The sequence below is a fragment of the Noviherbaspirillum sp. genome (genome assembly GCF_035944575.1).
Lineage (GTDB): Bacteria > Pseudomonadota > Gammaproteobacteria > Burkholderiales > Burkholderiaceae_D > Noviherbaspirillum.
This window is the reverse complement of record NZ_DASZBA010000013.1, coordinates 1-13834: the sequence shown is the minus strand read 5'-3', so window position 1 is coordinate 13834 and position 13834 is coordinate 1. Positions and strand designations below refer to the sequence as shown.

General features: G+C 54.1%; 16 protein-coding genes. 11 read left to right on the top strand and 5 right to left on the bottom strand.

Going from position 1 to position 13834, the window contains the following annotated elements; genetic code table 11:
* From VGU61_RS00685 to VGU61_RS00665, 5 genes are all read left to right on the top strand, one after another.
* Nucleotides 1-847: BCCT family transporter (locus VGU61_RS00685; RefSeq protein ID WP_326857171.1), on the top strand; the 847-nt coding region annotated here is incomplete at its 5' end.
* An 837-nt stretch (nucleotides 848-1684) separates the two neighbouring features.
* Nucleotides 1685-1915, top strand: coding sequence for a hypothetical protein (locus VGU61_RS00680; protein ID WP_326857170.1), 231 nt, complete (start codon nucleotides 1685-1687; stop codon nucleotides 1913-1915).
* A gap of 574 nt (nucleotides 1916-2489) precedes the next feature.
* On the top strand, nucleotides 2490-3191 hold the full coding sequence (locus VGU61_RS00675; protein ID WP_326857169.1) for a hypothetical protein: 702 nt from the start codon (nucleotides 2490-2492) through the stop codon (nucleotides 3189-3191).
* A gap of 410 nt (nucleotides 3192-3601) precedes the next feature.
* Nucleotides 3602-3784 (top strand): hypothetical protein, encoded by a 183-nt coding sequence (locus VGU61_RS00670; RefSeq protein ID WP_326857168.1) that lies wholly within the window; start codon nucleotides 3602-3604, stop codon nucleotides 3782-3784.
* 335 nt (nucleotides 3785-4119) lie between these two features.
* Complete coding sequence (locus tag VGU61_RS00665) at nucleotides 4120-4347, top strand: hypothetical protein (RefSeq protein ID WP_326857167.1); 228 nt, start codon at nucleotides 4120-4122, stop codon at nucleotides 4345-4347.
* A 133-nt stretch (nucleotides 4348-4480) separates the two neighbouring features.
* Here the strand turns inward: VGU61_RS00665 and VGU61_RS00660 are convergent, their stop codons facing one another.
* Nucleotides 4481-4723, bottom strand: a complete 243-nt coding sequence (locus VGU61_RS00660) for a hypothetical protein (protein ID WP_326857166.1) — start codon at nucleotides 4721-4723, stop codon at nucleotides 4481-4483.
* Nucleotides 4724-4882: 159 nt separating this feature from the next.
* Nucleotides 4883-5113: a hypothetical protein gene (locus tag VGU61_RS00655; RefSeq protein ID WP_326857165.1), complete on the bottom strand. Its 231-nt coding sequence runs from the start codon at nucleotides 5111-5113 to the stop codon at nucleotides 4883-4885.
* A gap of 368 nt (nucleotides 5114-5481) precedes the next feature.
* Here VGU61_RS00655 and VGU61_RS00650 point away from each other — a divergent pair, with 368 nt between their 5' ends.
* Nucleotides 5482-6231, top strand: coding sequence for a hypothetical protein (locus VGU61_RS00650; protein WP_326857164.1), 750 nt, complete (start codon nucleotides 5482-5484; stop codon nucleotides 6229-6231).
* A 106-nt stretch (nucleotides 6232-6337) separates the two neighbouring features.
* Here VGU61_RS00650 and VGU61_RS00645 read toward each other — a convergent pair whose 3' ends face one another.
* Together VGU61_RS00645 and VGU61_RS00640 are read right to left on the bottom strand one after the other, a co-directional pair.
* Complete coding sequence (locus VGU61_RS00645; RefSeq protein ID WP_326857163.1) at nucleotides 6338-7372, bottom strand: porin; 1035 nt, start codon at nucleotides 7370-7372, stop codon at nucleotides 6338-6340.
* A 464-nt stretch (nucleotides 7373-7836) separates the two neighbouring features.
* Nucleotides 7837-8088, bottom strand: coding sequence for a DUF3562 domain-containing protein (locus VGU61_RS00640; RefSeq protein ID WP_326857162.1), 252 nt, complete (start codon nucleotides 8086-8088; stop codon nucleotides 7837-7839).
* Between the two features lie 451 nt (nucleotides 8089-8539).
* Between VGU61_RS00640 and VGU61_RS00635 the strand changes: the two genes are divergently transcribed.
* From VGU61_RS00635 to VGU61_RS00625, 3 genes are all read left to right on the top strand, one after another.
* Nucleotides 8540-9058 carry a phasin family protein gene (locus VGU61_RS00635; protein WP_326857161.1) on the top strand — a complete coding sequence of 173 codons (519 nt, stop codon included), beginning with the start codon at nucleotides 8540-8542 and terminating at the stop codon, nucleotides 9056-9058.
* Nucleotides 9059-9347: 289 nt separating this feature from the next.
* Nucleotides 9348-10328 carry a PHB depolymerase family esterase gene (locus VGU61_RS00630; protein ID WP_326857160.1) on the top strand — a complete coding sequence of 327 codons (981 nt, stop codon included), beginning with the start codon at nucleotides 9348-9350 and terminating at the stop codon, nucleotides 10326-10328.
* A 123-nt stretch (nucleotides 10329-10451) separates the two neighbouring features.
* Nucleotides 10452-10940: a phasin family protein gene (locus VGU61_RS00625; RefSeq protein ID WP_326857159.1), complete on the top strand. Its 489-nt coding sequence runs from the start codon at nucleotides 10452-10454 to the stop codon at nucleotides 10938-10940.
* A 70-nt stretch (nucleotides 10941-11010) separates the two neighbouring features.
* Here VGU61_RS00625 and VGU61_RS00620 read toward each other — a convergent pair whose 3' ends face one another.
* Entirely contained in the window at nucleotides 11011-11520 is a 510-nt protein-coding gene (locus VGU61_RS00620) for a polyhydroxyalkanoate granule-associated phasin (protein WP_326857158.1), read from the bottom strand.
* A gap of 252 nt (nucleotides 11521-11772) precedes the next feature.
* Between VGU61_RS00620 and VGU61_RS00615 the strand changes: the two genes are divergently transcribed.
* A complete protein-coding gene (locus VGU61_RS00615; protein ID WP_326857157.1) occupies nucleotides 11773-13227 on the top strand; it encodes a Ppx/GppA phosphatase family protein in 1455 nt (484 codons plus the stop codon).
* A 96-nt stretch (nucleotides 13228-13323) separates the two neighbouring features.
* Nucleotides 13324-13737, top strand: coding sequence for a hypothetical protein (locus tag VGU61_RS00610; protein ID WP_326857156.1), 414 nt, complete (start codon nucleotides 13324-13326; stop codon nucleotides 13735-13737).
* Nucleotides 13738-13834: the final 97 nt, after the last annotated feature.

Genomic DNA, 13834 nt, shown 5'->3' with positions numbered 1-13834 from the left:
GCTCGACCTGGGCGGCTCCGCGCCCATTGTACGTACCGTTGCCGACAATCTCCCGGTTGCGCTGTTTGAAGTGCTGCAGCAACTGCCTATGCCTACAATCGCGTCCGGGCTGGCGACGCTGCTCGTCATTACCTTCTTCGTGACGTCGGCAGATTCCGGAGCGTTGGTGATCGATATGATCACCTCTGGTGCGGCACCAAACCCGCCGGTCTGGCAGCGCATCTTCTGGGCAGTCTGCGCCGGTGTCGTGGCTGCCGTACTGCTCATAGCCGGCGGGCTCAAGGCCCTCCAGACCGCCGCACTCGCCAGCGCGTTGCCGTTTGCCGTGATCATGCTGTTCATTTGTTACGGTCTGCTGCGTGCCTTGCAGACGGAAACGGCGGGTTCAGCGATCGATTTGTCCATGGCCGCCGATGCTCCCCCGGTTGAGGCACGCATGGGCTGGCAGCAGCGGCTGGCTAGCATTACGCATTCTTATACTAAAAAGGAGATTGCGTCGTTTATGCATGGCACTGCGGTACCCGCGCTGAACGCAGTAACCAGGCAAATGCGGGCAAGTGGCCTTGCCCCGCAGTTTACGCAAAACGACGATCGACTCGACCTGACCGTTCCGCACGACAATCCCGGCGTGTTCCGCTACACGATTCGCGCACGCAGCTTCCGCGCGCCGAGTTTCGCGTGGGCCGAAACGACGGCGACCGACCCGGCGCACCGGCACTATCGAGCAATGGCCTACAGTTCCGAAGGTGATCAACCGCATGATGTAACGGGCTATACCTACGACCAACTCATCAACGATTTTTTGAACCGTTATGCCCGCTTTCGTCATGCGCGGAGGCTTTCCTGAGCGATTGGATGCTTGCTGCACTCCTTGTTGAGGCAAGCAAAACGGAATGCTCATCAAGGTGGTTTGTGCGGGGGAGCGCTTTGGGTCGGAAGCAGTCGATAGGGTAGGGCAACAATCGGCCATATGCGGTCGTTCCCGATGCTGCGTCTCGTGTCAAGCTATGCCGCCTGATTCAACATCAGCGACGTGTCGCTGCAATCTGACTATCCCATCAAGAGAAGTGGGAAGCACACCCACCAAAGCCGAGCTTTGAATGCCTCAATCCGAAACAGCAAGGGGATGTCATGATGCGATGTCAAACTTTGATCCAGCAAAGAGTAATAGTTCTAACCGCACTTCCATTCAACAACCGTGCTCCTATCGTCAATCCGCCTGATACAAATTAGGGCCAACTCCCTTCATAACTGGACTTTGCTAGAACGCCCCTGACACTGCTAAAGCGGCACATCAATTCGGGCGCAAGACATATCCTTCGCAAGCTCTGATCGGTACCCGCCGTCTCTACGGATCGATTCAACTTTATTCCCATCGCGTGACTTTGATTTGCAACGACAGGCTGCGGGCTTCATCTGCGTCGTAATGCGCCGCGGTTGAAGGCCATCACAACTTCAACGGCCCTGATCCGTTGGGCCTTATCTTGAGAATCGGCAATCGTCCAAAATGGATAGCAGCGACGGCTGTAACTTCCGAGTGAAATCCTTGACGTTGCATTTGCATGCATGTCCTAGGCCTTGAGATAAGCCGGAAATATGTTTCTTGTTTGCAATTGATTTTTATCAACATGCGTGCAAGCTGCCGATCTACCTTGTACATACAGAGCAACCAAGGAGATGTGTCATGGGATACCTGAATCTGAGTGCAGACACCATTGCAGCTTACGGAACGCTGATCTTTCTGGTTTTGGATGTGATTACCCTCATCCTCATTGGTGTCTTCACACAACGGATAGGCGCAGCCTCTTCACGGAACGATATAAGCAGCGATGATGGTCGTGCGCCGGATTTCCCGTTGACGAAATTGCAGGGGAAGCACCGCAACTTGGTCGTTCCTACATCCAGCAAGCATTGAGAGATAAGGGGATGGGCCGATCCTTGATTTTCAAAGCGTTGTTGTGCTGCCGTTGATGATTGCATGATCGTTTGCACATGTAAGAAAGCCCGCAAGCCGTTGCCGGCTGCGGGCAAAAGCCAACTCTTGGACATGCATAGTCTTTACGGTCATGCGTGTTTTTTCTTTAGGCGTTCAACGTCCTTATAGTGCCGACAGCACCTTAAAGCTTTTTCACACCTAACGCATCCATCCTTCTTCGCATGGATCCGGCTGCAGTGTGCTGCCAGGCCGTCCCTTGCCATTTCAATCACAATCACCCACACTCTCGTCGTCCAATGTACTTGGGAAAATCTGCGACGAAGACAGCCTAGCAACGTCGACCAGAGATAACGCACGACCAGCACTGCACTGCACTGCACTGCGGCACCCGGATGTGCATCAATATGTATCCGCGGCTGGCCCCTGCAACGTAGGCAGTGTCTCCTGCGATGGATCTCGAAATCATACAAGGTCAGGGGCGTAATCCGTTCATGCAGATGCTGACGACAATGTCCATGAACTGGATGAATACATAACCACCATCAAAAATAATATGAACGAAAAATTCAGCATCATCTTCGTCTTTGTCTCTACTTGTCTGGTGCTGGCCGCATCGAGCGGCAGCAGGGAGGCGATGGCACAAAGCTTGTACCGTTGCGGCAACGTATATCAGGACCAGCCCTGTTCGACCGGCGAAACAAGGAAAGTGGCCGGGGTTGCAGCCAGCGAAAGTGCGAAGAACACGAGTGGCTCTGTAGACCCGTCATGCAATCGACTAGGCGCAGAGTCATTGAAAATAGTATGGAGACGTGAGGGTGGGACTACTCTTGAACAGGCGTTGAGCGTCGCCCAAAGTGCTTCCGAAAGGCGGCTTGTGGAATCGGTCTATCGCTTAAGAGGGACGGCGCCTGAGGTTCGTGCAAGGATTGAAAACGAGTGTGCAGCGGAGACCGAGAAGCGCGAACGTTATTCATCTTTGCTTGAGGCTTCGAACCCCGTACCGGCTAAACCTGCAAACGCTCAAGCAGGCTTGAATCCGGAAGTCGCTCAGACACAATCGGGAAAGACGCCTGTTTCACGTTTGAAAGCGGAAGGCAAGGGGCCCAAGGCTGACGGTACGTGCGACCGTTTAGCGCAAAGGCTGGAATCCATCAGGTCGCGCCAGCGGGCTGGAGGAGGCATAAGCACTATGGAAACACTGCGGACGGATCACGCGGAAGTTGAGCAAGAGCAGCGAAAGACAGGATGCTCCTGACATGGATGACAATCGTTGCGCACTGTATTTTCCGAAGCACTATGAACGCTCATGTGTTTCTTTCCAGGGGCTTGAGCAGTATTTGCCTGGCGTAGTGACGAGCGGCGGCTGCTCGCGTGGTGGCTGGAATTTCACTCGATGATTTGATTGAGCGAGATGGTGCAACACGGCATCTGGGCGTTGAGGTCGGCAGCCTGATATTAGAACTACTTCGGTCAGGAAACTTGAACAACAAACTGAAAACAGGCCGCTATGGACGACGTCGTAGCGTTTCATCTACTACGTCGTCCTTAATGTAGTAGGCGCGCTACAAGTGTTTTTGATTGCACAATGAACCAAATCGTCCGACTGGAATTTCTTGGCGGAACAACTTAGAGTGTCGACTGTGGATGGCGCGTTGAGATCAAGGAATGGCAAATCCGAATTACGAGAATTTTCTGGCTGCGTTGGAGGCGCTGTGCAAAGAGCATGGCGTACTGATAGCAACGAGCGGCTATGACATGCTGCAGGTATGGAAGCTTGCGGAAGGCGAAGCGCCCATACATCCTAAATGTATTCAGGATATGACCAAGCCGGACGTCGGACTTTCATAGACACGCCGCAATCTATCCTGGTTTTTCTTCGTGAAATAGCCATTCGGAATTCCACACTCAACTGGTCGCGACCGTTATCAAGCTTATTCAAAGCACGGGCTGTTTCCGAAAAGCGTTCCCTGATATAGGTGAGAAATATCATTGCCAATAGCAAGCTCTCGCATTTCCGGCTTTAACGACAATCAAATAGTCATACGCTATAGCTGAAAGTTTATAAACGCATCTGCTCATCAGCGGCCCTTCCTGTTCAACATAACCAAGTACGCCACGCACTTCGCGAACTGTTCCGCATTAGCGCTTTCCAATGACACGGACAACCCCGACACGGAGGCGATATGGCAATGAATACCAGCCAGGCTGCGATCTGGAAGCAGATTACGCAAGTGTATGAACAGTGGGATCAAGGAGAAAACGGCTTGATGCCGTTATCCGAGCTAAATGAGAAATTGCCTGCCGTTGCACCTGAACTCGTCAAGGATGCGGTAACGCAGGCGGCAAACAATCGGGAAGCGGAGTTCGGGAGCGCAGGCGACCAAAGCAGCTTCAAGCCGCTCAGAACCTGATGCTCTCAGCTTTTCTGATCTGCAGCCAATGTTCTTCCTCATCAGGCGCGGCTCTGCATAACCTGATTCGGCTTCATCAAACTGCCGGCATGTTGGTGCCCGGCAGCCAATTCCCCGCCGTTCCAGGCTTTTGTTAAACGCCGCCTTCAGGTCTGTCGCTGTTGAGCCTATGCCTGATTTCCCGTGCCAGTTCTTGCGCGGTAAGGTCATCCACTTTTTCGACGTATGTCAGTAGCGACTCGATTGCAGTCGCCATTTCCAATATCGTCGCCGGGTCCACGATGTTGTGGAAGGCTTGGATGTTTTCAGGCCTTGCTTCCAATGCATTGGAACAGGCTTCCTTGATTAATTCCAGCTTTCGCATTTGACTTGTCATGGGCCTGATTTTCCACATCCGGATCGAAAACCGTAGCGCTACCGCCGTATGCCTTGATTTTAATCAAGGGTGAAATATCCTTGTAATTCAAGGGCTTGAGAAATCTCAACCGAGTTATCCACAAAGATGATCACAGGAAATGTGTGTAAGTAATTTCGCTTAGCAGTAACGCGCTTTTGACAGGATCAGGAGCCACTTTCGAAACAGCAGCACTTCAATGTGTCCGGGTTCAATTCCAGTGCTGCAATCGACAATGGGGTTGACACTGTAATAACGTTTGCGAAAATCGCGGCATACAAATATTTCTCTTCTGCCAAACCGGATAACAAAAGAAGCGGGTGCATATTCAAGGCCGAAATGAGTACTGAAGGTGTGATTCAGATTTGCCATGGTTACTCTCCTTATTATTTCTTGTGGGCACACAACAGCTGTAATTTAACACAGTACTGTATGAAAAAACAGTGTTTAAATTGACCAATGTTTCAAAGAATCATTGGGTTTCCACTTTGCAAACTGTTACGAATTACGATCTTGTGACCGACCTGGCAGCCGAACCTCGACCGGTTTGCAAGGTCGTATGACCGTTATCAGCAATGATCGGTAATCGATGTGCCTGTGTAGTCGGAAGCGCTTCATGGCACGTTTATGCACTTAATGGCACGGCGCGGAATATCGATGGGAAAGCAAAGCGGGCCGCTGCCCTGATCGTTCAGACTGTATTCAGTAAGTGATATGGAATTAAACAGAAGGAGATTGATGTGGGTATCCTAGGCGCCATCTTAGGCAAGCGCGAATCGGCGGTCGGGTATCGCACGATAGACGGCGGGCATCCGGCTCCGTATCCGGACATGACCGACGAGCAGCTCTACAACTACGAAAATACGTTCAATGTGCCGAAGAAGACGTTTGATCGGCCACCCGTATCGACGCGAACCTCGCACATCGAAACGAGAACCGCCGGAAGCGGACGCTACACTGCATCAGCGCATTCGTCCGCTACTGCGCGCTCTGAAGCCGACCTGGATAAAACGCGCGACATGAATGAGGTACGGCATACCGACTTGCCGCCGCGCGAACCCACCATGGACGAATCAATATCGCATCCCGAGATGAAGCGGGAGCCGCAGTGGCAGAGCGACTCCGCTACAGTTTTCCATCCGGAGGCTGCGCCGCTCGACCTGACAAAACCGGTACGAACCATAACGACAAAGCAGCCAGTGGAAATCGTCACCACCAAGGCTCGCCATCCCATTTATAAGGTGCATGGCTATATCGGTGACGACAGCGTCATGACGGTATTTACCCTGGACGGACGGCTATCGGAAAACGGTGCGCGTTTTCTCGAAAACTTGCCCGAGCAAAAGCATTTGCATCTGAATATTTACGCAAATCCAGACCCTCATGCCAAGGAACGTTATGTGCTCACCCAGCACGATACTGCGGAAGAGGCGGAGGCATCGGCCAGAGAGAACAGAATCACCTGCGTGAAGGTGCAATTCGACTTGTAGTATCAGTTACCGAATAAACGCGGAGCGGGGTGATGGTGGCAGTAATCAATTGCCACCATCACCCCGCTTCGTGCATTTTCCTGCTCCGGAATTCGGAGCTGTGTGCTTAGAACCGGTGACGCACGCCGACGTTGAGCGTCGATGGATCGCGGCCGGCGCCGCCTGCTGTCAATGGTCCGCCGAAGCCCACCAGACCAGTCGGATCATTCTTCACACGTCCGTACGAGGTGTAGAAGTTGGTCCGCTTGGAGATGTCGTAGGTGTAACCGATTGCCCACAGGTTGGAATCGCCGTTACCTACCAGGTCGTTGTTCTTGCGCATATAGGAAGCGATCACACTTCCGGCGCCGAGCTTGGCGGTCAGGCCGAGCATCATGTCGTCACTGTCAACGTTTGTTGCGCCGGCTGCGGTTTCACCCTTATTGACCGCATATGCGGCATGCACCTTTGCGACGCCGAAGTCGTATGTACCGCCCAGCATAACGGTGTCGGCGCCGCCGCTGTTTGCGCCGGTTGCGGTAACCAGGTTCTGGTCGTGGTATGCAAGGACAACATTGATCGGGCCGCTGTTGTAGTTCAACAGGAGCCCTGCCTGGCGGCCTGCGGAGGTGCTGCCTGCGATTTCACCAAGGCTGTATGCGACCTGGCCGGAGAAGCCGCCGAACTTCGGCGTCGAATAGTTGATCGTGTTGTCCGCACGCTCGCCGTATGCCAGGAACACGTTGGTCATATTGCCTGCCAGGCCAAGCGCGAACGGATCGATGCTTTCCAGGGCGGGACGGATTGGGTTGTACTGACGGCCGAATTTGATGGCGCCGAAACCACTGTTCAAGCCGACCCATGCCTGACGGCCAAACAGGCGGTTGCCCTGACCGAGCTGGCCATTGTCAATGGAAAATCCGTTTTCCAAGGTGAAGATCGCGGACAGGCCGCCACCCAAGTCTTCCGTACCCCGGAAACCAAGCCGGCTGCCGGATTGTTGGCCGCTTTCCAGGCGATAGGTTCGCGCGTCGGTCGGAGCATCGCTGTCATTGATCGCAATGCCGGCATCGGCAATGCCGTAGATGGTGACATTGGTCTGCGCGGAAGCGGTATAAGCGAAGGTTCCCAATAGAGCTAATGCGAGAAGTGACTTTTTCATTTTTGAAGGTTCCAAGGTTGTCAACTGTGTTCGGTCATGCGTAATGACTGCGAAGCCGCTCTCATGATGTGAACGCAATCCAGGTCTTAGTGCGTGACTAGTGTGCGAAGCGAGAGCAAAGCCGGACGAACTTTATCTGGCCTCGATGACAACTTGATGACAGGCATGAAACGTGTTGTATTTTTGCGTCTTATGCAGCTGCACAGCGGAACCGCGATGCTATTAAGACTTCCTTGGTGTAGTGCGCCAATACTGACCGCTGACAAAAAAAGCCTGCCACCTTGCGGTGGCAGGCAACAACTATCCTTTGGGAGATAGTAATGAGCGGCATTGTGCATGAAGATCATGACAACTTGATGAATTCTCGAAGTAACGCGCCGCAACGGCGATCAGGCGGATAACCGAACCCGCTGTCCGCTACGGTCGATGCCGATAGGCCGTTGGCCTGATGAACCCGAAGGCCTTCAATGGTGACGGTACGCTTCCTTAACACGTTTGGATACAAGCACGGGCAGATAGTCGTCGATCGCGGCCTGGGTGCGCAGATCCTTCAATATCGCTTCATACATGCCCGCGATCTCATGCATGGGGCGATCCAATTCATCCGCGATCGATTGCATGACATTTTGGTGCTTGTCCCTGTCCTGGACGTCAGTGTAGATCGAATCGGTGGCGGCATTCGACGATGCATCATCAATATGTTCAAGGGTTTTCATGCGTGGTGTCTTTCCTGTTGAAGGAGCGATAGTCCATTGGTCGCATGCCGCAATCGTGCATGCGCAATGTTAAATAACGTAAGAAGAAAAGACAGTGTCAGAACCGAAAAAACAAAAAAAATTCTGCGGATTTTCACGATTTTCTTGCTATATGCAGCGCATGTGAAAGTTCACGCTGCAACGCATTAAATTTTACTGTTCACAATAGCGAAGTCATTGCATTCGATAATCAATGATTTTTCTAATTTCATAGAGCAGAAGTCTGTTTCAAGAGTAAAGATTTGTGTCCACAACATTCGATTGATGTAATGGTGCAATGCAAAAAAATACTCGAATCCGGCGGAACTTGATGAATAAGCCATCCTCTATTGGAGGCGTAATGCGCACAACGATGTTGCCCGTCGCAAGCAATGACCGGGTAACTTTTTAATGCTTACATAGGAGGTTAACCATGTTTATGTTCCCTTACTCGCAACCAACCTCACCAGCAGCACGCGCACATATCGAAGCGCAATACTCACTGTTCACCGACATGTCGAGAAAGATTTTCGACTCGGCTCAGAAAATCAACGAGCTGAATATCCAGGTGGCGAAAACCATGATGGAAGAGACGCTCAACAGCACGCAGCAGGTGCTGGTCGCCAAGGATCCTCTGGAGGCATTGTCGGTAGCAACTTCGCAGGCCCAGCCAACCGCTGAAAAAATCCGCGCCTATCAACAGCATCTGAACAACATTGCAGCAGGTGCGCAGGTCGATCTGGCTCGTTCGGCGGAGTCGCATGTACCCCAGACCAGCCGTACAGCCGCTGCATTGGCGGATGAAGTGGCCAGGACAGCGTCCGAGCAGACGGAGCAGGCGACGCAGCGTCAGCGCGCTGTGATGGAGAAGCTGACGAATCCGATCGCACCGAACAAGGCAGGTGACGGCAAGGGCCAAGGTGCATCGCAGGCTGCGCGTGCCGGTGCCTGAGTGCATGCGCAATCGGCACAGTAATACGCAGTGCCAATGTAGTTAAGTAAGTCGACGAACCGCGTCCATCAGAGACGCGGTCGTTCCAGCCTTCTAGCGGGGAATGGAGAACGCCTTTGCGACAACCGGTACTTGCGTACCATATTGATTGAATGCCGTGATATCAAGCGACGCCTTTTTCTCCCTCATGCTTGCGACCACTCGCATCGTTTTCAACGTGCCGCCCGAAACGGTCTATGTGCCGGTCAACAGGTCTTTAGCCCATACTCCATTATTGAAAACCCGGTACGTGCCCAACGCCCTCCCGGCATCCGCCCTGAGCAACATCGAGCCTGTGTACAGGACGCGCCGGGCAAGCCGTGGCAGCTTTATTGCCGGTGTGGCCGACTGCCGGGCTGGGCGGCGCAGCTACAAGCTGTATATACCTTCCATCTACCGCGGCCAGTCGTTACCGCTGATCGTCATGCTGCACGGTTGCACCCAGGATCCGGATGATTTTGCGCTCGGTACCGGGATGAATCGCCTGGCTGAGGAACGGGGATTTTTCGTGCTGTATCCCGCGCAGTCGGAGGGAGCAAACCATTCCAGGTGCTGGAACTGGTTCAGCGCCAGCGACCAGCAGCGTGACAGGGGAGAGCCTTCCATCCTTGCCGATGCGACGCGGGAAATCGCCGGCATGTATCACGTCGATGGCAGCCGGATCTATGTCGCCGGGCATTCGGCCGGCGCCAGCATGGCGGCCATCCTCGCCAAGACGTATCCCGATCTGTTTGCCGCGGTAGGCATACATTCCGGCATGCCCTATGCATCCGTGCGAAGCGCGTTTTTCGCCCTGCATGCGATGAAGTATGGCGCCATCGATCACATGGACATCTCCACCGGGGACGCCACGACAATGCAATTGCCGGTGCCTGCCATCGTGTTTCACGGCGACATGGACGACACCATTCATCCTCAGAACGGCGAAAAGGTCATTCTTGCAAAAGGCTTGCAGTCGCTTGCCAAAGCCGATGAACACACTGAGTTGATCGCACCGGTATCGGTGCGCAATGAACCCGCGTCAGCAGAGAACTACGGTCATACCGTAACCCGCTGCCGCAATGAACTGGGGCGCTCGCTCTGGGAGCATTGGGTGATCCATGGCGCAGGTCACAACTGGTCCGGCGGAAACCCGGAAGGAAGCTATACCGATGGGCGCGGACCGGATGCGTCGCGCGAAATGGTCCGCTTTTTCCTCGACCGGATCGATAGCCGATTGCCCCATTTGTAGCGTTTCGTAGTTTGCATTTCGGATGCAACTTGCCGAATGTTCCATAGTCCTAGACGTTCCGAAGTTTGCAGCAAGGCCTTCGCTGTACGGGCCGATTTTCTTACTCACTATGAAAGGTGAACCATGTTTTCATTCATGCAATCGATGACACCCGCAGTTAAAGCCCATATGGATGCACAGCTTTCCATGTTCAGCGATATGTCGCAGCAGCTGTTCGGCACGGTGCAGAAAGTCAATGCCTTGAATATTCAGATAGCGCAAACAATGCTTGAAGATTCTCTCAAGAGCGCTCAACAGGTCCTCTCTGCACAGAATCCGCAGGAAGCGCTTTCCATCGCAGCAAGCCAGGCGCAGCCTACGGCGGAAAGACTGCGCGCCTATCAACAGCAGATTTCCAGTATTGCCGCCAGCACGCAGGCTGATCTCGCCCGGTCCGCTGAAACCCACGTGCCGCAGACAAGCCGGACTGCCGCCGCCTTGGCGGAGGAAGTCGCGCGCCGCGCTTCGGAAGAAACCGCAAAAGTTACGCAGCGCCAGCGGGACGCAATGGCGAGCATGATGAACCCGACCGGTGCCGGAACGGCCACCGCGGGAACAACGAACGTTCATTGATCATGTAAGCCGGTACGCGCTGCTGTACCGGCATGCAGTTCAGGATTCTGAAGCCGGTTTACCTTTTGTCTCACTTCGTTTTGACGATTTTGACTTTCTGAAGCCGTTTTGCATTACCGGTCGCCCGTGAGTGAATCGGCTTCAACCCATGCTGCGCGATCTGGGGTGCCACGCGGGAAATATGTTCGGCGGCTTTCATTGAATGGTTCAATGTATCTTTCACCAGCGCCGCCTGGCGCTGACTTGCCTGAACCATGGTCTGGCTGGTTGCCAGTGCCATTACCCTTGCAGTACGTCCGAAAAACTGGTCGAAGGCTATAGCAGCCATCTGCTGGTTGGCAGCAATCATCCGCATGGTAACCGCCTGCGCTGATTCGGCGACAGCTTCGAGCTTTTCCTGTCCCATCAAATGAAATTCGGTGCGGTCACGTGCATCAGGTGCTGGCCCCGCCGCCGCCATGCGCGCGGTGCGGTGGCTGATCACCTGCGCCGATGCCGCCAGCATTTCTCCCGTTGTCATGGCAAGCCTGGTCCAGGCCGTGAAAGGATTTGCCGGTGTGCTGCGTTTGCGCTTTTTCATGTTATATCCGTCGATGTTTTGCCGTATGCGAAATGCGCGACAGCCCGACATTCGAGACTGATGGTTCATGTAAGTTCGATCGAATACGCACGAAACAATGTTGCAACATCATGAACCGCCCTTGGGTAGCCAGCCGAGGAAATTTTCAACCCTGACGACTTGATCTCGCGCAATATGCGTTGAACCGCTGCAGATGTTTATGTCTTACCATGTCGGCTATTGCAATAAACGCTAAAAGCATAAGAGGACAACATGTTCGCTGCGGTAGATCTCGGTTCCAACAGTTTCCGGCTGCATATCGGCAGGCATGATGGCGAAACAATTCGCGTGGTCAAGAGTGCGCGTGATCCGATTCGGCTCGCCGCCGGCCTTGACAGCAAAGGATATCTGACCGACCAGGCGATGCAGACCGCTCTTGAGTCGCTGGCAAAGTTTCGAGGGATTCTGCAAGGGTATGCGCTGGACGCGGTTCGTGTCGTTGCAACGAATACCTTGCGAGTTGCGAAAAACGCCCCGGCCTTTCTTCCGGCGGCGGAAAAAGCGATCGGGTATCCGATCGAAATCATCTCGGGCGAAGAAGAGGGCCGGCTGATTTATATGGGCGTGGCGAGCGCGCTACCCGCGCCGAGCGAGAAGCGGCTGGTGGTCGATATCGGCGGTGGATCGACGGAGTTGATTCTGGGTCAGGGGCAGGATATTCAACGCGTGGAGTCCTTCAGTATCGGCACCGTCAAGCAAAGTGAAACCTTCTTCCCTGGCGGCCGCATCGATGCCGCCGCATTCGAGACGGCCATCCTCTCGGCCCGATCGGTATTTGAAGACGCGGCGTCGTCTTACGATCATCAGTACTGGACTCATGGGTACGGCTCGTCGGGCACGATCCGGGCGATGTCCGAAGCTATCACCCGAAACGCGATCGGCGATGGGGAGCTGTCCTTGCAAAGCCTGGAAGAGTTGAAGGCGCGGCTGATCCGCTACGGCAGTACCGGCAATATCGATCTCGTCGGCGTCAAGCCGGAACGGATCGCCGCCATGGTCGGCGGTTTGGCCATCCTGCTTGCCATCATGCAGGAAATCGGCATTACGACGCTGAAAGCGGTCGAGGCAGGTCTGCGCATGGGTGTGCTGTGGGACTTGCAGCTGCGTGCGACCAAGCGCGACCGGCGCGAGCAATCGGTACGGGATTTCTGCCGTCGGTTCCATGTGGATCATGAGCGCGCAACGAAGGTCGCCGGCACCGCACTGTCACTGTATATGCAAACGAAGCCGTCCGATGACGGTTATGCAAAATCGTTGTACTGGAGCGGGCTGCTGCACGAGGTGGGAATGGCGGTGTCGCATACCGGCTACCACAAGCATGGCGCTTATCTTGTCGAAAATGCGGATCTCCCAGGCTTCACCACGCGTGAGCAGCGGGTGATGAGCGCGATGGTACTGGCGCACAAAGGCAATCTGCGCAAGCTGGGCGAAACCCTGACCGATCCGGATTTTGCCAAAGCGGTGCTGTCCTTGCGCCTGGCGGTCCTGTTCATGCATTCACGCATCGAAGCCGATGCCGGCGAAGTCCGCCTGAGAATGAAAAACAAAATCGAACTGGAACTCAGGCGCGACCGGGTCATTGAACACCCCACGATTTCCTACTGGCTGGAAAAAGAGCGCGAGCTGTGGAGCGATATCGGCATCGACTTTATGTTGCGTTTCGGCTGAAACCGGCAACGTCGGTTGAGTCGCAAAAATGACTGCGGTTTGCAAACTGGAAATTAATGGTATATATTATTTATACTATTTTATGGGAGTGAACCAATGACCAAATCAGGAAAGAAGGAAGTTGCCAAGCCGGCGAATGTCGCCGGACCCAAGCCGGAAGCGGCGAAGGACACCATCAAGAAAGTCGTGCCTGCCAAGGCAAAGGTGTCAGTCGTTGCCAAGCCCGAGGCAGTGAATGCCAAAGCGCCGGCCCCTGCGAAACCGGCTGAACAGAAGGACAAAGTCAAAAAGCCCAAACTGGTCCGCGACAGTTTCACCATGCCGGAAGCCGAATATCAAGTACTCGGCGACATGAAAAAAGCCTGTCTCAAGGCCGGCGTGGAAGTCAAGAAAAGCGAATTGCTGCGCGTCGGTGTGGCGCTCATCCGACAGATGGACGTCACCAAGATCAAGGAGGTATTGAATACGCTGCCGCCGTTGAAAGCCGGTCGTCCGAAAAAAGAAAAATGATGTAAGTTTTTCCCGGGCCGGAGCAGGGCGACATTCCCGCTCCGGCTGCCATTCCGTCCCCGTGTCACGGAACTGAAACGCCGCTGTCATTTCGCTG

Excerpts from the sequence above, each read along its gene's own strand:
- VGU61_RS00680 (WP_326857170.1), top strand. The coding sequence starts at position 1,685 with ATGGGATACCTGAATCTGAGTGCAGACACCATTGCAGCTTACGGAACG.
- VGU61_RS00675 (WP_326857169.1), top strand. The coding sequence starts at position 2,490 with ATGAACGAAAAATTCAGCATCATCTTCGTCTTTGTCTCTACTTGTCTG.
- VGU61_RS00670 (WP_326857168.1), top strand. The coding sequence starts at position 3,602 with ATGGCAAATCCGAATTACGAGAATTTTCTGGCTGCGTTGGAGGCGCTG.
- VGU61_RS00665 (WP_326857167.1), top strand. The coding sequence starts at position 4,120 with ATGGCAATGAATACCAGCCAGGCTGCGATCTGGAAGCAGATTACGCAA.
- VGU61_RS00660 (WP_326857166.1), bottom strand. The coding sequence starts at position 4,723 with ATGACAAGTCAAATGCGAAAGCTGGAATTAATCAAGGAAGCCTGTTCC.
- VGU61_RS00655 (WP_326857165.1), bottom strand. The coding sequence starts at position 5,113 with ATGGCAAATCTGAATCACACCTTCAGTACTCATTTCGGCCTTGAATAT.
- VGU61_RS00645 (WP_326857163.1), bottom strand. The coding sequence starts at position 7,372 with ATGAAAAAGTCACTTCTCGCATTAGCTCTATTGGGAACCTTCGCTTAT.
- VGU61_RS00640 (WP_326857162.1), bottom strand. The coding sequence starts at position 8,088 with ATGAAAACCCTTGAACATATTGATGATGCATCGTCGAATGCCGCCACC.
- VGU61_RS00635 (WP_326857161.1), top strand. The coding sequence starts at position 8,540 with ATGTTTATGTTCCCTTACTCGCAACCAACCTCACCAGCAGCACGCGCA.
- VGU61_RS00625 (WP_326857159.1), top strand. The coding sequence starts at position 10,452 with ATGTTTTCATTCATGCAATCGATGACACCCGCAGTTAAAGCCCATATG.
- VGU61_RS00620 (WP_326857158.1), bottom strand. The coding sequence starts at position 11,520 with ATGAAAAAGCGCAAACGCAGCACACCGGCAAATCCTTTCACGGCCTGG.
- VGU61_RS00615 (WP_326857157.1), top strand. The coding sequence starts at position 11,773 with ATGTTCGCTGCGGTAGATCTCGGTTCCAACAGTTTCCGGCTGCATATC.
- VGU61_RS00610 (WP_326857156.1), top strand. The coding sequence starts at position 13,324 with ATGACCAAATCAGGAAAGAAGGAAGTTGCCAAGCCGGCGAATGTCGCC.